This is a genomic window from uncultured Enterovirga sp. (assembly GCF_964242715.1).
Taxonomy (GTDB): Bacteria; Pseudomonadota; Alphaproteobacteria; order Rhizobiales; family Beijerinckiaceae; genus Enterovirga.
The window spans coordinates 23973-40961 of sequence record NZ_CAXTAZ010000028.1 but is presented as its reverse complement, the minus strand read 5'-3'; the positions used below and the strand labels follow the sequence as shown (position 1 = coordinate 40961).

At 68.6% G+C, this 16989-nt stretch carries 14 protein-coding genes; 8 read left to right on the top strand and 6 right to left on the bottom strand.

Features of this window, described 5'->3' with window-relative positions; translation table 11 throughout:
- Positions 1 to 3: 3 nt before the first annotated feature.
- Genes ACFE87_RS14645 through ACFE87_RS14635 form a run of 3 tightly spaced genes read right to left on the bottom strand, consistent with a single transcriptional unit; the run spans position 4 to position 2641 of the window.
- Complete coding sequence (locus ACFE87_RS14645) at positions 4 to 1377, bottom strand: ATP-binding protein (protein ID WP_375460383.1); 1374 nt, start codon at positions 1375 to 1377, stop codon at positions 4 to 6.
- Positions 1377 to 2126 carry a response regulator gene (locus ACFE87_RS14640; RefSeq protein WP_375460382.1) on the bottom strand — a complete coding sequence of 250 codons (750 nt, stop codon included), beginning with the start codon at positions 2124 to 2126 and terminating at the stop codon, positions 1377 to 1379. Before ACFE87_RS14640 ends, ACFE87_RS14645 begins: the two co-directional genes overlap by 1 nt.
- Positions 2123 to 2641: a MarR family winged helix-turn-helix transcriptional regulator gene (locus tag ACFE87_RS14635; RefSeq protein ID WP_375460381.1), complete on the bottom strand. Its 519-nt coding sequence runs from the start codon at positions 2639 to 2641 to the stop codon at positions 2123 to 2125. The genes ACFE87_RS14640 and ACFE87_RS14635 overlap by 4 nt, the downstream gene beginning before the upstream one ends.
- A 126-nt stretch (positions 2642 to 2767) precedes the next feature.
- On the opposite strand from ACFE87_RS14635, the gene ACFE87_RS14630 reads away from it, so the two are divergent.
- The 3 genes from ACFE87_RS14630 (at position 2768) to ACFE87_RS14620 (ending at position 4742) form a co-directional block, all read left to right on the top strand.
- Positions 2768 to 3655 (top strand): branched-chain amino acid aminotransferase, encoded by an 888-nt coding sequence (locus tag ACFE87_RS14630; RefSeq protein ID WP_375460380.1) that lies wholly within the window; start codon positions 2768 to 2770, stop codon positions 3653 to 3655.
- 85 nt (positions 3656 to 3740) lie between these two features.
- Positions 3741 to 4022 (top strand): DUF3072 domain-containing protein, encoded by a 282-nt coding sequence (locus ACFE87_RS14625; RefSeq protein ID WP_375460379.1) that lies wholly within the window; start codon positions 3741 to 3743, stop codon positions 4020 to 4022.
- Positions 4023 to 4121: 99 nt separating this feature from the next.
- Positions 4122 to 4742 (top strand): glutathione S-transferase family protein, encoded by a 621-nt coding sequence (locus tag ACFE87_RS14620; protein ID WP_375460378.1) that lies wholly within the window; start codon positions 4122 to 4124, stop codon positions 4740 to 4742.
- A gap of 8 nt (positions 4743 to 4750) precedes the next feature.
- Here the strand turns inward: ACFE87_RS14620 and ACFE87_RS14615 are convergent, their stop codons facing one another.
- Complete coding sequence (locus tag ACFE87_RS14615) at positions 4751 to 5188, bottom strand: MarR family winged helix-turn-helix transcriptional regulator (RefSeq protein WP_375460377.1); 438 nt, start codon at positions 5186 to 5188, stop codon at positions 4751 to 4753.
- 69 nt (positions 5189 to 5257) lie between these two features.
- On the opposite strand from ACFE87_RS14615, the gene ACFE87_RS14610 reads away from it, so the two are divergent.
- Positions 5258 to 6643 (top strand): MATE family efflux transporter, encoded by a 1386-nt coding sequence (locus ACFE87_RS14610; protein WP_375460376.1) that lies wholly within the window; start codon positions 5258 to 5260, stop codon positions 6641 to 6643.
- A 23-nt stretch (positions 6644 to 6666) separates the two neighbouring features.
- Here the strand turns inward: ACFE87_RS14610 and ACFE87_RS14605 are convergent, their stop codons facing one another.
- Both ACFE87_RS14605 and ACFE87_RS14600 read right to left on the bottom strand, forming a co-directional pair.
- Positions 6667 to 7992 carry an HlyD family type I secretion periplasmic adaptor subunit gene (locus ACFE87_RS14605; RefSeq protein WP_375460375.1) on the bottom strand — a complete coding sequence of 442 codons (1326 nt, stop codon included), beginning with the start codon at positions 7990 to 7992 and terminating at the stop codon, positions 6667 to 6669.
- Complete coding sequence (locus ACFE87_RS14600; RefSeq protein ID WP_375460374.1) at positions 7989 to 9761, bottom strand: type I secretion system permease/ATPase; 1773 nt, start codon at positions 9759 to 9761, stop codon at positions 7989 to 7991. The genes ACFE87_RS14605 and ACFE87_RS14600 overlap by 4 nt, the downstream gene beginning before the upstream one ends.
- Before the next feature lie 636 nt (positions 9762 to 10397).
- Between ACFE87_RS14600 and ACFE87_RS14595 the strand changes: the two genes are divergently transcribed.
- The 4 genes from ACFE87_RS14595 (at position 10398) to ACFE87_RS14580 (ending at position 16985) form a co-directional block, all read left to right on the top strand.
- Positions 10398 to 12560, top strand: coding sequence for a CHASE2 domain-containing protein (locus tag ACFE87_RS14595; RefSeq protein ID WP_375460400.1), 2163 nt, complete (start codon positions 10398 to 10400; stop codon positions 12558 to 12560).
- 133 nt (positions 12561 to 12693) lie between these two features.
- On the top strand, positions 12694 to 14169 hold the full coding sequence (locus tag ACFE87_RS14590; RefSeq protein ID WP_375460373.1) for a M81 family metallopeptidase: 1476 nt from the start codon (positions 12694 to 12696) through the stop codon (positions 14167 to 14169).
- A 10-nt stretch (positions 14170 to 14179) separates the two neighbouring features.
- The gene (locus ACFE87_RS14585; RefSeq protein WP_375460372.1) at positions 14180 to 15310 is read left to right on the top strand and encodes a M20/M25/M40 family metallo-hydrolase; all 1131 of its coding nucleotides are present in this window, start codon (positions 14180 to 14182) and stop codon (positions 15308 to 15310) included.
- 85 nt (positions 15311 to 15395) lie between these two features.
- Positions 15396 to 16985 carry an ABC transporter substrate-binding protein gene (locus ACFE87_RS14580; protein ID WP_375460371.1) on the top strand — a complete coding sequence of 530 codons (1590 nt, stop codon included), beginning with the start codon at positions 15396 to 15398 and terminating at the stop codon, positions 16983 to 16985.
- Positions 16986 to 16989 lie beyond the last annotated feature (4 nt).

Sequence of the window (16989 nt, the reverse complement as noted above, 5' to 3'; positions counted from 1 at the left end):
TTCCTAGGCGGGGAGCCGCACCGTCGCCCTCAGGCCGCCGAGTGGCCCGTCGCCCAGGATGATGTCCCCGCCATGCGAGCGAGCGATGTCGCGGGCGATGGCGAGGCCGAGGCCCGAGCCGCCCTCGTCCTGGTTGCGGGCCTCGTCGAGGCGGACGAAGGGCTTGAACACCTCTTCGCGCTGCTCGGCCGGGATGCCGGGTCCGTCGTCGTCGACATGGATCACGAGCCAGCGGGTCTCGTGATTGGCCGAGATCGCGATACGGTCGCCATGCCGGGCCGCGTTCGAGACGAGGTTGAAGAGGAGGCGGCGGAAAGCGTCGACCCGCACCGTCACGGTCGTCTCGCCGTTGATCTCGAGCGTCGTCTGGTGGCCCGACCGCTCCGCGTCGGATTTCAGCTCCCCGAGAAGGGTGGCGAGGTCGGCCGGCGCGGCGCTCTCGCCGAGATCCCCGCGGGCGAAGGCGAGATAGCCTTCCAGCATCCGGCCCATCTCGTCGATGTCGCGCTTCAAATCCTCCGTCTCGACCGTCTCCTCGATCAGCGCCAGCGAAAGCCGGAACCGCGTCAGGATGGTGCGGAGGTCGTGGCTGACGCCGTTCAGCATCGTTGTGCGGCTCTCGACCGCGCGCTCGATCCGGCGCTTCATCTCGATGAAGGCGTGGCCGGCCTGGCGGACCTCGCGGGCGCCCCGCGGCCGGAACTCGATCTCCCGCCCGCGCCCAAAGTCCTCGGCCGCGGTCGCGAGTTTCAGGATGGGCCGGATCTGGTTCCGAAGCAGCAGGATCGCGACCGTGAGGAGGACGAGCGAGGTCCCGATCATCCAGACGAGGAAGATATGCGAGTTCGACGCATAGGCCATGCTGCGCCGGGCCATGATCCGCATCACGCCGTCCTTCAGCTGGACGCGGATCTCGATCAGGTTCGAGCGCCCGACGGTGTCGATCCAGAAGGGGCGCCGCACCTGGCGGCGGATCTCGTCCGAGAGGGCTTCGTCGAGCAGCGAGAAGAAGGGTTTCGGGCCGGGCGGCGGCAGAGTATCGCCCCGGCGGATTTCCAGGTCGAGGATGAGCCGCTCGGCCGCGATCCGCGACAGCGTGTCGGCATTCGGGTCCTGGGGATAGCTCTCATACACGTCGATCAGGGCCGCGATGTCGGCCGTGACGGCCGAGGACAGGCGCTGCGTCACGAGCTGCCAATGCCGCTCCATGAAGACATAGGCCACGACCGATTGCAGCAGCACCACCGGCGTGATGATGATGATGAGAGAGCGGGCATAAAGCCCCTTCGGCAGCGCCGCCGTGACCCGCCCGCCGACGCGTTTGAGGAGCCCGCGCAGGAGGCGGACCGGGGACGGCGCGAGCGCGCGCGTCGCCATCAGGGATCGACGACCAGGCGGTAGCCGACGCCCCGGACGGTCTGCAGGAAGGACGGGTTGGCCGGATCGAGCTCGATCTTGCGGCGCAGGCGGTTCATCTGCACGTCAACCGCCCGCTCGCCGATCGGCCCCGCCGGCCCGAGCGAGGCGGCGACGCTGCCCGGCCCACCCGAAAGCTCCTCGCGCGACACCTCTCCGCCACCCCGCTGACCGAGGAGCACGAGGATTTCGCGCTCGCGCTCCGTGATCCGGATGACCTCGCCGCCGCGCCGGAGCTCGCCGCGCTCTAACCGGAAGGTGAACGGGCCGAACCGCACCTCGTCCGGGACGGCCTTGGTCTCCGTCTCCGGCTGCACGACGCGCTTCAGGATGTTCGCCAGCCGGAGGATCAGCTCGCGCGGCTCGAAGGGCTTCGTCAGGTAGTCGTCCGCGCCGATCTCGAGACCCCGGATGCGGTCGTTCGGCTCGGCCTGCGCGGTCAGCATGAGGATCGGGACGCGCGAGCCCTCCGTCCGGAGGCGGCGCATGAACTCGAAACCGGTCTCTCCCGGCATCATCACGTCGAGCACGACGACGTCGAAGACGACGCTCTCGGATTTGGCGCGGGCTTCCGGGGCACTCGCGGCCGTCGTCACCCGGTAGCCGCGCTCGCCGAGGAAGCGTGACAGGAGTTCCCTCAGACGGCGGTCGTCGTCGACGACGAGGACATGGGGAGCATGGTCCGGCGGCTCGGTGCGGGGCGCGCTCATCCGCCCCGATTAGCATCCCCGACGAGTTCGCGCATCTCGGCCCGGTTCGCCGGGTCGATCATGGCGGACAGGAACAGGCGCGCCGCGTCCTCGATCTCGCCGTCGGGGTCCTCCGAGAGCGCCCGCCGGATGCGACGCGTCTGCAACCGGGCGAGATGGGCGGCGAGGTCGCGGCCGGCCTCGGTCGGGAAGAGTAGGCGCTGGCGGCGGTCGAGCGTGCCGGCCCGCTGCTCGACATAGTCGCGGTCGATCAGCTCCTTGAGGACGCGGTTGAGGCTCTGCTTGGTGATCTGCAGCACGTGCAGGAGGTCGGCCACCGGCAAGCCGGGCCGCCGCGCCACGAAGTGGAGCACGCGGTGATGGGCGCGGCCTAGACCGAATTCGCCGAGCACCCGGTCGGGGTCTCCGACAAAGTCCCGATAGGCGAAGAAGAAGAGTTCGATCAGGTCGTAGGCGGGAGCGGTTTCCCTCGCGGCTGAAACCGGCGCCGCCACGGGGCCGAAGGCTTCAGACACGGGCTCCTCGCAGGATATGTCAGCTTTGTTGACATATTCCAGGGTGCCGGCTAGCCGTCAACCGTCGGGCCCGAAGACGGGAGAGGACTCCTGCGGCCCGCCCGATCCGGCGGAGAGGAGACGTGCATGAGCGTGGTGGCTTTCGACCAGCGCGAGGGCTGGATCTGGTTCGACGGCGAGCTCGTGCCGTGGCAGGACGCCAAGCTCCACGTCCTCTCGCACGGCCTTCATTACGGCTCCTCGGTCTTCGAGGGCGAGCGCGCCTATGACGGCACGATCTTCAAGTCGACCGAGCATTCCGAACGCTTCCGGCACTCGGCCGAGATCATGGATTTCGAGATCCCCTATTCCGTGGCCGAGCTCGACGCCGCGAAGGCGCTCTGCGTCGAGAAGAACGGCGATCCGAATGTCTATGTGCGGCCCGTCGCCTGGCGCGGCTCCGAGATGATGGCGGTGGCTGCCCAGAGCGCGACGGTGCATGTCGCGATCGGCGTGTGGCCTTGGCCGTCGATGTTCGACATGGCGACGAAGATGAAGGGCATCCGGCTCGACCTGGCCGAATGGCGTCGGCCCGATCCCCGCACCGCCCCGAGCTCCGCCAAGGCGGCCGGCCTCTACATGATCGCGACGCTCTCGAAACATGCGGCCGAACGTAAGGGCTATGCCGACGCGCTCATGCTCGACTGGCAGGGCCGGGTCGCCGAATGCACCGGCGCGAACGTGTTCTTCACCCGCGACGGCCAGCTGCACACGCCGATCGCCGATTGCTTCCTCGACGGCATCACGCGACGCACCGTGATCGACCTCGCCCGGAGCCGCGGCATCGAGACGGTCGAGCACCGGATCATGCCGGACGAGCTGTCGGCCTTCAACGAATGCTTCATCTGCGGCACCGGGGCCGAGGTCACGCCCGTCTCCGAGATCGGCCCGCATCGCTTCCAGCCGGGCAACATCTCCCAGACCCTGGTCGAGGATTACAGCGCCGCTGTGAGGCCCCAGGCGAATGCCGCCTGACGGCCTGTCCCAGCCGAAACGGACGGGAACATCCGTCCGGCCTCGCGCGTTCGACCGGAACATTCCAGGAACACGCGAGGCCGTGATGGCAGGTAGCAGCAACGACAAGAGCGGGCAGGCCCAGTCCCAGGGGGCCCCGGCGGCGGAAGCCGACAATCCGAAGATCGCCCCGGACGGCGCGAATTCGAACCAGATCAAGGATCCGGACGATTGGGTGACCGGCCACGAGCCGATGACGGGCGCCCAGGCCTCCTACCTGAAGACATTGTCCGAACAGGCGCACGACCCGGACGCTTTCGAGCCCGACCTCGAGAAGGCCGAGGCCTCGAAGCGCATCGATCACCTGAAGCAGGAGACCGGCCGCTAGCGGCTCGTCTCTCCCGGGGCCGCGCCTCGGCACGTCGAGGTCCGGCCTCGCCACGGCCGCCGGATCGACGTATCGACACGCATCATCCCGGAGGACGACATGAAGCTCTATTACGCTCCCGGCGCCTGCTCGCTCGGCATCCACGTGCTGATGGAGGAAATCGGCAAGCCCTACGAACTCGGGAAGCTCACACTGTCGGAAGGCGAGCAATACAAGCCCGCCTTCACGGCCATCAATCCGAAGTCGAAGGTCCCGACCCTGGTGCGGGACGACGGCTCCGCCCTGACCGAGTTCCCGGCTATCGCGACTTGGCTCGCGCGGACGAACAAGGACAAGAACCTGCTGCCCGAGGATCCCGAGGGCGAGGCGCGCGCGCTCGAAGCCATGGATTTCGTGGTGTCCACGATCCACATGCAGGGCTTCTCGCGCATGTTCCGGCCCGCGAATTTCGCGCCGAACGAGGCCGACCACGACGCCGTGAAGGCACGCGGGCGCGAGATCTTCGAAAAAGGTCTGAAGGTGATGGACCAGACACTCGCCGGGCGCGACTACGTCGCCGGGACGTTCTCGATCGCCGACGCCGCCCTGTTCTATGTCGAGTTCTGGGGCGCCGATCGCATGCGTATGGAGCTGCCGGCCAATTGCGCCGCGCATTACGCGCGGATGAAGGCGAGGCCCGCCGTCGCGAAGGCGCTGGCCGACGAGGGTCTTGGGGGCTGAGCCGCGGGTTAGGCCAGCTCGTGCACGCGGGCCAGCGCCGCCCTGAGGGCCGCCGCCTCCTCTTTCCCGTAACGGCCCTCGAACGCGTCCTGGGCGGCGCGCCAGAGCGGCTGAGCGGCGGTCACGCGCTCGCGTCCGGTGTCGGTGACGTCGAGCGCACGCGTGCGCCCGTCCCGGCCGGGTCCGATCCGGACGAGCCCTTCGCGCTCGAGGGGGCGAAGCGCCCGGCCCATCGTGGTCCTGTCCATGGCCATCCGGGCCGCGAGTTCATTGATCGCGAGCGGGCCTAGTCGGGCGAGCGTCGCCAGGAGCGAGAATTGGGTCGTGCGGAGACCCGAAGGCGCGAGGTGGCGGTCGTAGAATTGGGTCGCCTGCCGGGCTGCCGACCGGATCGCAAAGCAGTTGCAGCCTGAGGCGACCCGCTCGGCGGGCATGTCGGTACTCATGGCGCACCATAAGCGCATATGCGCGCTGATCCAAAGCGTGTATATGCGCTCATGCCTTGAGGAGCCTCCATGGACGCCCGTACCCGCCGCCTCCTCGAAGCCCCGATCGGCCCGACGCTGCTGCGGCTCGCCGCACCCAACGTCGTCGTGATGATGGTCCAGGCCTCGATCGGCCTGATCGAGACCTATTTCGTGGCCGCTCTCGGGACGGATGCGCTCGCCGGCATGGCGCTCGTCTTCCCGCTTGTGATGCTGATCCAGATGATCTCGGCCGGCGCGATGGGCGGCGGCATCATGTCGGCCATCGCGCGAGCGCTCGGAGCCGGCCGTCAGGCCGAAGCCGACACGCTGGTCTGGTACGCGCTCGCCATCGCGACCGGCTTCGGCTTGGCGACGACCATCCTGGCGCTGCTCTTCGGCCCGAGCCTCTACGCCGCGCTGGGGGGCCGGGACGAGTCCTATGCGGCTGCGGTCACCTATTCGGGCGTCGTTTTCTCGGGCGCCCTCTTCGTCTGGCTGTTCAACTCTCTCGCCGCCGTGATCCGGGGAACCGGCAACATGCTGCTGCCGGCCGGCATCATGGTCGTGGGCGCCGCCATCCTGATCCCGGCCTCCCCGGCCCTGATCTTCGGCTGGGGCCCGGTGCCGGCGCTCGGCATCGTCGGCGGCGGGGTCGCGTTCGTGGCCTATTACGTCGTCGGCACCGCCGTCTTTGCCGCCTATCTCTGGTCCGGCCGCGGCGTGCTCGCGCCCTCGCGGCGCCCGCCTCGCTTCCGATGGGAGCCGGCCGCCGCGATCCTCCGCGTCGGGACCGTGTCCGCCATCGTGAGCCTCACGACCAACGTCACGATCGCGGCCGCGACCGGCTTCGCCGGCGCCTTCGGACCCGAGGCCGTCGCCGGGTTCGGAACCGGAGCGAGGCTCGAATATCTCCTCGTTCCACTCGTCTTCGGACTGGGTGCTCCCCTCGGCGCCATGGTCGGGACCGCGATCGGAGCGGGCGACCGCCGGCGGGCGCTCCGCACGGCCTGGACCGGCGCGCTCATCGCCGGCCTGCTGACCGAGGCCGTCGGGCTTGCGGCCGCGTTGAACCCGGGAGCCTGGCTCGGCCTGTTCGGCGACGATCCGACAATGATCGCCACGGGCACGCGCTACCTGCAGATCGTCGGACCCTTCTACGGCTTCTTCGGGGGCGGGCTCGCGCTCTATTTCGCGTCGCAGGGTGCTGGCCGGGTGGGCTGGCCGCTCGTCGCGGGGCTCGGTCGGGTCCTCGTTTCGGTCGGTGGCGGCTGGCTCGCCCTCAGGCTCGGGGCCGGTCTCGACGGCGTCTACGTCGCGCTCGGGCTGGGTCTTCTCACGATCGGGATCGTCAATGCCGCGGCCGTCGCGAAGGGTGCCTGGTTCCCCAGGTCTCGAATGTCAGAGACCCCGCCCGTGGCCGCGCCGGCCGAGTAAGGGCTCACACCCGACGGTCCGGGTCAGCGCTCCCGCCACGCCTTCTGGACCTGATCGGACATGGGTTTCATCAGGTAGGACAGCACCGTCCGGTCGACGGTGCGGATGAAGGTTTCGACCGGCATGCCGGGGACCAGCCGGAAGTCGCCGGCCCGGGCGATCTCCTCGAGCGAGAGCGAGATCCGGACCGTGTAGAAGGTGAGGCCCGTCTTCTGGTCCGCGGTGGTGTCGGCCGAGATGGTCTTCACCGTGCCGGAGAATTCGGGGGTGGTGCGCTGGTTGAAGGCCGCAAAGCGGATCACCGCCCGCTGACCAGGATGGAGCTGGTCGATATCCTGGGGCTGGATCTTCACCTCGGCGGTGAGCTGGTCCGCATCGGGCACGATCAACATGATCGGCTCGCTCTGCGTGACGACGCCGCCGATCGTGTGCACGGCGAGCTGGTGGACGGTGCCGGATTGCGGCGACCGGATGTCGATCCGCTTCAGGGTGTCCTCGGCCGCGACCTTCTTCTCGCTGAGTTCGGAGACCTTGCCCCTGATCTCGGCCAAGTCCTTGCCGACCTCGCTCCGGAGATCGGAATCGATCTGGATGATCTGGAGTGCGATCTCGGCCTTCTTGCCCTTGGCCTGCGCGGTCTGGGCGGTAAGGGCACCGTACTCGCCCTCGATCCGGACGGCATCGCGCTCGAGCGCGGTGAGGCGGGGCAGCTGGATCAGGTTCTTGCGCCACAATTCGCGGACGCCTTCGAGTTCCTGCTTGATGAAGGCGATCTCGCGCTCCTTCGCCTTCGCCTGGCCGATCAGCCCGCGGATCTCCTCGTCGAGCTGGCCCGCGCGCTCGCGAAGCTGAGCCTTCTGGCCCTCGCGGCTCTCGGCCCGGATACGGAACAGGCGGGTTTCGCCATCGATCAGCCGGGCGACCACCGGGTCACGGCCGGCGCGCTGGAGCAGGTCTTCGGGGAAGGCGATCGTCTCGCGGGCGTCCCGCTCGGCCTCGTCCCGCGCGCCGCGGGCTGAGAGTTCGTCGAGGGCGCTCGTCACGATGGCCAGGTTCGCCCGCATCTGGGTGTCGTCGAGCCGGAGCAGGATCGCGCCGGCCTCGACATGGTCCCCGTCGCGGACCCGGAGGTCGCCGACGACGCCGCCGGTGGGATGCTGAACCTTCTTGACGCTGGATTCGACCACGAGCGAGCCCGAGGCGACGACCGCCCCGGCGATCTGGGTCGTCGCGGCCCAGCCGCCCACGCCTCCGAGGAGGAGGGCCGTCGCGGCGAGCCCGCCGAGCAGGTAGCGCCGGATCGCCGGCTTGTAGAGGTCGCGAGGAGGCTCGACGGCGGATAAGATCATGCCCTGCCCTTTCCTGCTTCGGCGGCGCCCACCACGGTCAGCGGCGGCCCCGCCGGTCGAAGGAGCTTCTGGAGGACCTCCTCCTTCGGGCCGAACGCCTGAACGCGGCCGTCCGCCATGACCATGACCTGGTCCACGGCGGCGAGCGCGGAGCCGCGATGCGCGACCACGATCACGATGCCATTCCGTTCGCGGACGCCGGCGATGGCCCGCGTCAGCGCCTCCTCGCCCTCCTGGTCCAGATTCGAGTTCGGCTCGTCGAGGACGATGAGGAAGGGGTCCCCATGGAGGGCGCGCGCAAGCCCGATACGCTGGCGCTGGCCCGCCGACAGCGCCGCCCCGCCCTCGCCGATCGCGGTGCCGTAGCCGTCCGGCAGGCGCAGGATGAGGTCGTGGACCCCGGCCTTGCGGGCCGCGTCGATCACGGCGGCGTCGTCCGAGACGGGCGCGAAACGGGCGATGTTGTCCGCCACCGTTCCGGCGAAGAGTTCGACGTCCTGCGGCAGGTAGCCGATATACTGGCCGAGGATGGCCGGCTCCCATTGATCGTAGGCGCCCCCGTCCAGTCGGATCTTTCCGCGGGTCGGCGGCCACGCACCGACGATGGCGCGCGCGAGCGAGGACTTGCCTGACGCGGACGGGCCGATGATGCCGAGGCCCTGCCCCGCCTTCAGGCTGAAACTCACGTCCTGCACCACAAATTGCGGCACGCCGGGCGGGGTCACGCTCACGGCTTCGAGCCGAAGGCTTTGGCTGGGCACCGGCAACGCGACCGGGACCGACCGGTCCGGCATGGCGGCGAGGGTCGCGAACAACCGTTTCGCACCCTGCCGGGCGCCCACGAAGCCGCGCCAATTCGCGATCGCGAGTTCGACGGGCGCCAGCGCGCGCGCGGTCAGGATGGAACTCGCGATGATGATCCCACCCGACGCCTGCCCCTCGATCACGAGATAGGCGCCGAGCGCCAGCACGCCCGATTGCAGAACCATGCGAAAGAATTTCGTGAGGGCGCCAAGTCCGCCTCCGACGTCGGAACTCCGCTGCTGCTGCGACATGTACTGGTCATTGACCTCGCCCCAGATACGGGTGAGGCCAGGACCCATTCCCATCGCGTTCACGACTTCGGCGTTGCGCCGCCCGGCTTCGGCCAGCGCACCGCGCCGCGAGCCCAAACTCGACATGCGCTGCACGGGCCCTCGGGTCTTCACCTCGGTCGCGAAGGCGATCGCACCGAGGAGGATGGCGCCGATCACCACGGTCCAGCCGATCGCGGGATGGAACATGAAGCAGAAGAAAAGGTAGATCGGGATCCAGGGAAGGTCGAAGAAGGCGATCAGCCCGGCTCCGATCAGGAAGTTGCGGACCGTGTCGAGGTCGCGCAGCGGCTGCTGCCCGTCGCCGACCGATTTGAACCGCAACGGCATCCTCGTCACGATGCCGAAGACCTTGGGCGTGAGTTCGGCGTCGAGCGCGCCCGCCATGCGGACGAGCACGCGGCCTCGCAGGAAGTCGATCACCCCCTGGAACGCGAAGAGTGCGAGCGCCAGGACCGACAGGGCGATAAGCGTCGGAAAGGACCTGCTCGGGATCACGCGGTCATAAACCTGGAGCATGAAGAACGAGCCGGTCAGGTAGAGGACGTTCACGACCCCGCTCATGGCCGCAACGGCGAGGAGCACCCCTCGGAACCGAAGCAGGATCGAGCTCAGGTTGGACGGCCCGGGGGCAGGGCCGGCGGCCGACGGCGCGGTCAGCGCCCGGTCAGACATGGGCGTGGACCGCCGTTCCGGCCTGCGATCCGCGTCCACCGCTGACGTGACAGGTCGGCCTGCGAGGAGGAGAGAGCGTCGGCTGGATCATGGTCTGATACGGCGGCCGAAGCCGTCCCCCCGGCACTTCATCGTGGCTGCTACAATCGCACGACCGGACCCGCAACGCGATGCCGCGGCGATCCGGTCGATGCTCGTCGTTAAGAAAGATGTCGGCGACAAGTTGGTACGAGTTCAAGAATTGGACCGGGGCCACGAACTCGCCGGGCAGCGTCGCTCGTCCTCGTCGCATGACAGCCATGAAGGTTCCGTGACGGACGCCTCGCGAGTGGACCGTCATGGGCCACATGCTACACTCGGTCGCGTCGACCGGAAGGCCACGCCATCGACGACGCGAAGGCCGCCGCCACGGGAGCGGGGGTTCAGGAGCCCGCGATGCTGAACCCCGTCCGGTCGACGAGCTAGGCCGCGACCATGTCCGCGTCACTGCCCCGGCTTCGTCGCGATGGTCCCGCCTCCGCCGGCGAGTCCTGGGCGCACACGGCGCCGGCGGCGCCTCGCGGCCGCCCCTTGCTTCCTGGATGGAAGCGGTGGGGCCGGCGCTTCGGCCTCGGCCGGGCCCTCGCCTGCGCGCTGATGGCGCTGCTGATCGCCGTCCGAATCTGGGACCCGCCGCCGGTCGAGGCGCTCCGGCTGCGGACCTTCGACGCGTATCAGGCGCTGAAGCCCCGGGTGCCTCTGGCGCAGCAGCCGGTCCTGATCGTCGACATCGACGAGGCAAGTCTGCGCGAGATCGGTCAATGGCCTTGGCCCCGCACGCGCGTCGCCGAACTCGTGACGCGCCTTACCCGGATGGGCGCGATCGTAGTGGCCTTCGACATCGTCTTCGCCGAGCCGGACCGGCTCTCTCCGGCGCTCGTTGCGGATGCCTTGCCGAATCTCGATTCCGCCACCCGCGACGCGTTGCGGGCCCTGCCCTCCAACGATCAGGTCCTGGCCGACACGATGCGGGCGTCACGGGTCATCCTCGGCCAGACCGCACTCGCCGAGAGGGTCGAGGTCGCGGTTTCGGAGCCCTTGCCCCAGACCGGCTTCGCCATGATGGGGCCGGACCCGTCCCGCTTCATCAGAAGCTATCCGGGATTGCTGCGGAACGTGCCGGTGCTGGAGCAGGCGGCTTCGGGCCGCGGGCTCTTCACCATCGCGCCCGAAGCGGACGGCATCGTCCGGCGCGTGCCGATGGTGATGAAGGCGGACGGGCAGACCGTCCCGACCCTGACCCTCGACATCCTCCGCGTCCTGACGGGCGCGGGCGCGATCCTGGTGAAGAGCGACGCCGCCGGCATCCAGGGCGTCGTCCTGCCTGGCCTCGAACTCCCGACGGATTCCTACGGGCAGATCTGGGTGCATTTCAGCCCGCACGATCCATCCCGCTTCGTCTCGGCCCGGGACGTCCTGACCGGGACCGTGCCGGCGGGCCGGTTCACGAACAAGATCGTGCTCGTCGGCACGTCCGCGATCGGGCTCCTCGACAACAAGACGACCCCACTCGACCGCGCCATGCCGGGCGTCGAGGTCCAAGCGCAGCTTCTCGAAAGCGCCCTCACCCGATCCACCCTCGTCGTGCCGAACTTCGCCGTCGTGATCGAACTGCTGGTCGCGATCGCGGTCGCCTTCGCCATCATCCTGTTCGCGCCGATCCTCGGCCCCGTGACCCTGCTCCTGTTCGGAGCTGCGGTGGCCGCTGCACTGGCTGCGGCCTCATGGTACCGCTACTCGCATTCCGGGATCCTGCTCGACGCCACCTTCCCGCTCGCCTCGAGCTTCCTCGTCTACCTGACGCTCGTCTTCACGAACTACTTTCGCGAGCAGCTCGGACGGGCCCGCATACGGTCCGCCTTCGGCCAGTATCTCTCCCCCGCCCTCGTCGAGCAGCTCGCCCAATCGCCGGAGAAGCTGAAGCTTGGCGGCGAGGAGCGCGTCCTCACCATCATGTTTTCGGACGTGCGCGGCTTCACGGGCATCTCGGAGAGCTTCAAGCACGATCCCCAGGGGCTCACCTCCCTGATGAACCGCTTCCTCACGCCGCTCACGAACGCGATCCTCAACCGCAAGGGAACGATCGACAAGTATATGGGCGACGCCATCATGGCGTTCTGGAACGCGCCGCTCGACGATCCCGACCAGGAGGCGAATGCGGCCTGGGCCGCGCTCGAGATGCTCGCCCGGATGAGGCGGGTCAATGCCGAGCGCGAGGCCGAAGCAACGCAAGTCGGCGGGCATGCCTTCGTCCCGATCAATGTGGGCATCGGGCTGAATACGGGCCGCTGCGTGGTCGGCAATATGGGCTCCGACTTGCGCTTCGACTATTCCGTCCTCGGCGACACCGTGAATCTCGCCTCCCGGCTGGAGGGCCAGTCGAAGAATTACGGCATCCGCATCATCCTCGGCTCGTCCACGGCCGACGCGATCCGGGACCGGTTCGCCGTGCTCGAGGTCGACCTGATCCGGGTCAAGGGCAAGACCGAGCCGGAGATCATCTCGACCCTCGTCGGGGACGCCTCCGTCCGGGAGCAGCCCGCCTTCGCATCGCTCGCGAATGGCCATGCCGAGATGATCGCGGCCTACCGGGCGCGGGATTGGGACCAGGCGCTCTCCCTTGCAATCGCCTGCAAGGCACTCGCGGCCGGGCTCGACATCGACGGCCTCTACGACCTCTACATGGAGCGCATCGCCGCCTACGACCTGGAACCGCCGCCGGCCGGCTGGGCGGGCGTCTATGTGGCGGAGACGAAGTAGCGGGACCCGGTTCCCCGAACCCACGTTCGCGCTTTGCCATGCGGCTCTGGAATGACGCAGCGCAGCTGGCGCCGGGTTGTCGCGCCTTCGGGCCCGGGGCAAGCTCGCCCTTTGTCGCCAACCGGACCCTCCCGTGAAGCTCTTCATCGCCACGCTCGCGACCGAGACGAACACCTTCGCGCCGCTTCCGACCGGCCGGAAGGCCTTCTTCGAGCGGGAGTATTTTCGCGACGACGGCAGCCGGCACCCGCCCCGGATCGGCAATATCCCGTTGATCGCCTGGCGCGAGCTCGCCGAGCGCGACGGGCACGAGGTGGCCGAGAGCCTCTCGACCTTCGCGCAGCCGGGCGGCACCACGCTCCGGTCGGTCTACGAGGACCTGCGGGATACGCTGCTGGCCGACCTCGAAGCCGCGATGCCGGTCGATGTCGTGCTTCTCTTCATGCACGGGGCCATGGTGGCGGACGGCTACGACGATTGCGAGGGCGACACGCTCGCCCGCGTCCGGGCCATCGTCGGCCCGAAGGCTGTGGTCGGGATCGAGCTCGACCTCCATTGCCACCTGACCGAGATCATGCGGACGAATGCCGACGCGACGGTCCTCTTCAAGGAATACCCGCACACCGACATCGGGCTGCGGGCGCCCGAACTCTACCGGATCTGCATGGCGACGGCCCGGGGCGAGATCCGGCCGGTCACGGCCTTCGCCGATTGCCGGATGATCAGCATGTGGCGGACTTCCTTCCCGCCCATGCGGGCCTTCGTCGAGCACATGAGCGCGCTCGAGGGCCGGGACGGCATCCTGTCCGTCTCGCTCGGCCACGGATTCCCCTGGGCCGACGTCGCCGATGTCGGCGCGAAGGTCGTGGTCGTGGCGGACGGCGACCAGTGGAAAGCCGAGACCCTCGCCCGGACGCTGGCTGGCGAGTTCTTCGACCTCAGGCTCGCGACGGACACACCCTACGACACCATCGACCAGGGCATCGATCGCGGTCTCGCCGCGGGAGGCGAAGGCCCGATCGTGCTGGCCGACGTTGCGGACAATGCCGGCGCCGGAGCCTCCTCGGACTCGACCGCGATCCTGCGCCGGCTCGTCGAGCGCGGCATCCGCGATGTCGCGACCGGCCTCTACTGGGATCCGACTGCGGTCGCGATCTGCCGCGAGGCGGGCCTCGGAGCGACCTTCGACCTTCGGATCGGCGGCAAATGCGGGCCCGCCTCCGGCCATCCGGTCGATCTCAGGGTCACGGTCCGGGCGCTCTCCGACGACCACAGCCAGTTCGGCCTGAGCGGCGGGCGCGCGCTACTCGGCCCGTCGGCCTGGGTCGAGGCGGACGGGATCCACATCGTCCTCACCACCAACCGGCAGCAGACCTTCGCTCCGGACGCCTTCACGGGCCTCGGGCTGACCCTCGCCGACAAGCGCCTCGTCGTCGTGAAGTCGATGCAGCATTTCCACGCCGCCTTCGCGCCGATCGCCCGCGAGATCCGCTACGTCTCGGCCCCGGGCGCCGTCCCGCCGGATTACGCCTCCATACCATATACGAAGCGGGTCACGCCCTTCTGGCCTAGGCAGGCCGACCCCTTCGCCGGCGCGAACGAGCCATGAGAGACCCTTCATGAACCCAGGCGAGCTTCCCTTCGACGCCGCCACGATGCTGGCGGGACTCCGGCTGTGGGTGGAATGCGAGAGCCCCACCTATGACGCCGCCGCCGTGAACCGGATGATGGCGCTCGCCGCCCGCGACCTCGCCATCATGGGCGCCAGCGTCGAGACGATCCCGGGCCGGATGGGGCTCGGCGATTGCGTGCGGGCCCACTTCCCGCATCCCCGGCGGGACGAGGCCGGCATCCTGGTCCTCGGCCACATGGACACGGTCCATCCGGTCGGCACCCTCGCCCGGCTCCCCTTCCGGCGTGAGGGCGAGCGCTGCTACGGACCCGCCATCGGAGACATGAAAGGCGGGAACTACCTTGCCCTCGAAGCCATCCGGCAGCTCGCCCGCGCCGGGCAGGCCACGCCCCTGCCCGTCACGGTGCTGTTCACCTCGGACGAGGAGATCGGCTCGCCTGCGACCCGCGACCTGATCGAGGCGGAAGCCGCGCGGCATCGCTACATCCTCGTGCCGGAGCCGGGCCGGGCCGAAAACGGCGTCGTGACCGGCCGCTACGCGATCGCGCGCTTCGATCTCGAGGCCACGGGCCGGCCGAGCCACGCGGGCGCGACCCTCGCCCAGGGCCGCTCGGCGATCCGGACCATGGCGCGGCGGCTCCTCGACATCGAGGCCATGACCTCGGAGGATTGCACCTTCTCGGTCGGGGTCGTGCAGGGCGGCACCTGGGTGAATTGCGTGCCGACGACCTGCACCGGGCAGGCGCTCTCCATGGCGAAGCGGCAGGCCGACCTCGATCGGGGCGTCGAGCGCATGCTCGCCCTCTCCGGGTCGCAGGACGACGTCACCTTCACGGTCACCCGCGGCGTGACCCGCCCGGTCTGGGAGCCGGATTCCGGCACGATGGCCCTCTACGAGACCGCGAAGGCCATCGCCCAATCCCTCGGCCAGGACCTGCCGCATGGCTCGGCCGGCGGCGGCTCCGACGGCAATTTCACGGGCGCGATGGGCATCCCGACCCTCGATGGGCTCGGGCCCGTCGGCGAGAAGCACCATACGCTCGAGGAGAATATCGACGTGCGGAGCCTGGTCGACCGGGCCAGGCTCTTCGCCGGGCTGCTCGCGACGCTTCGCTGAGGACGAAGGCATCTGGCCCTCTGGCCCGCCTCGTGCATGATGCGGGGAGGCGATCAGGTCGCCTGCGGTCGGAGGAGTGCACGTCATGAGATCAGGTAGGGGCCCGCGTCTCGCGCGCGTTCTCGGTTGGACCCTCGCCGCGGCTGTCGCCTTGGGCGCCGGCGCCGCCGTTGCCCAGGGCAAGACGGCCCTGAAGGTCGTGATGCATTCCGGCCTGCGGATCACCGACCCGATCATCACGACCGCCTATATCGCCCGTAATCACGGCTACATGATCTACGACACACTGTTTGCCACGGACTCGAAATTCGAGATCAAGCCGCAGATGGTGAAGGATTTCACCGTCTCCGACGACAAGCTGACCTACACCTTCACCCTCCGGGACGGGCTGAAATGGCATGACGGTGCGCCCGTCACCTCGGCGGATTGCATCGCGTCCATCCAGCGCTGGGGCAAGCGCGACGGCATGGGCCAGAAGCTCATGGACTTCACCAAGGAGATGGTCGCGACCGACGACAAGACGTTCAAGCTCGTCCTGAAGGAGCCCTACGGCCTCGTCCTCGCCTCGCTCGGCAAGCCGTCCTCGAACGTGCCCTTCATGATGCCGAAGCGCATGGCCGAGACGCCGGCCGACCAGAACGTGAAGGAGGAGATCGGCTCCGGGCCGTTCCGTTTCGTGGCCGCCGAATTCCAGCCGGGCCTCAAGGTCGTCTACGAGAAGAACACCGACTACGTGCCGCGTTCCGAGCCGGCCGATTTCATGGCGGGCGGCAAGGTCGCGAAGCTCGACCGGGTCGAGTGGATCAACATCCCGGACTACCAGTCGGCCGTGAACGCCCTCATCAATGGCGAGATCGACTATATCGAGCAGCCGCCGCACGATTTCATTCCGATCCTGAAGAAGGAGAAGGGCATCGTCCTGACGGACTACAACAAGCTCGGCTTCTCCGGCATGATGCGGATGAACTGGACGCAGCCGCCCTTCGACAACGTCAAGATCCGGCAGGCCGTCATGCTGGCCCTCAAGCAGGACGATTACCTCGACGCCCAGATCGGCCAGCCGGACTACATGCGGACCTGCCCCGGCATGTTCATCTGCGGCACCCCGAACGAGACCGATGCCGGCTTCCCGAAACAGGATGTCGCCAAGGCGAAGGCGCTCCTGAAGGAGGGCGGCTATGACGGGAAGCCCATCGTCATGATGCAGCCGACCGACCTCGCCATCGTCGCGCCGCTCGCACCCGTCACCGCCCAGGCGCTGCGAGCGATCGGCATGAATGTCGACCTGCAATCGATGGACTGGCAGACGCTCGTCGGCCGGCGCGCGAAGCAGGACCCTGTCGCCCAGGGCGGCTGGAACGTCTTCCACACGACCTGGGTCAATGCCGACATGCTGAACCCGGTCGCCAATGTCGGCACGAATGCGCGCGGCAAGGTCGGCGGCTTCTTCGGCTGGCCCGAGGATGCCCAGATCGAGAAGATGCGCGACAGCTATGCCCGCGAAAGCGACCCTGCGAAGCAGAAGCAGATCGCGGCCGAGGTCCAGAAGCGCGCCTACGAGCTCGGCTTCTACTACCCGACCGGCATGTATACGAGCCCGATCGCCTCGCGGCAGAACATCACCGGCATTCTGTCTGCGGCCGCGCCGGTCTTCTGGAATATCGAGAAGAAATAGCCAG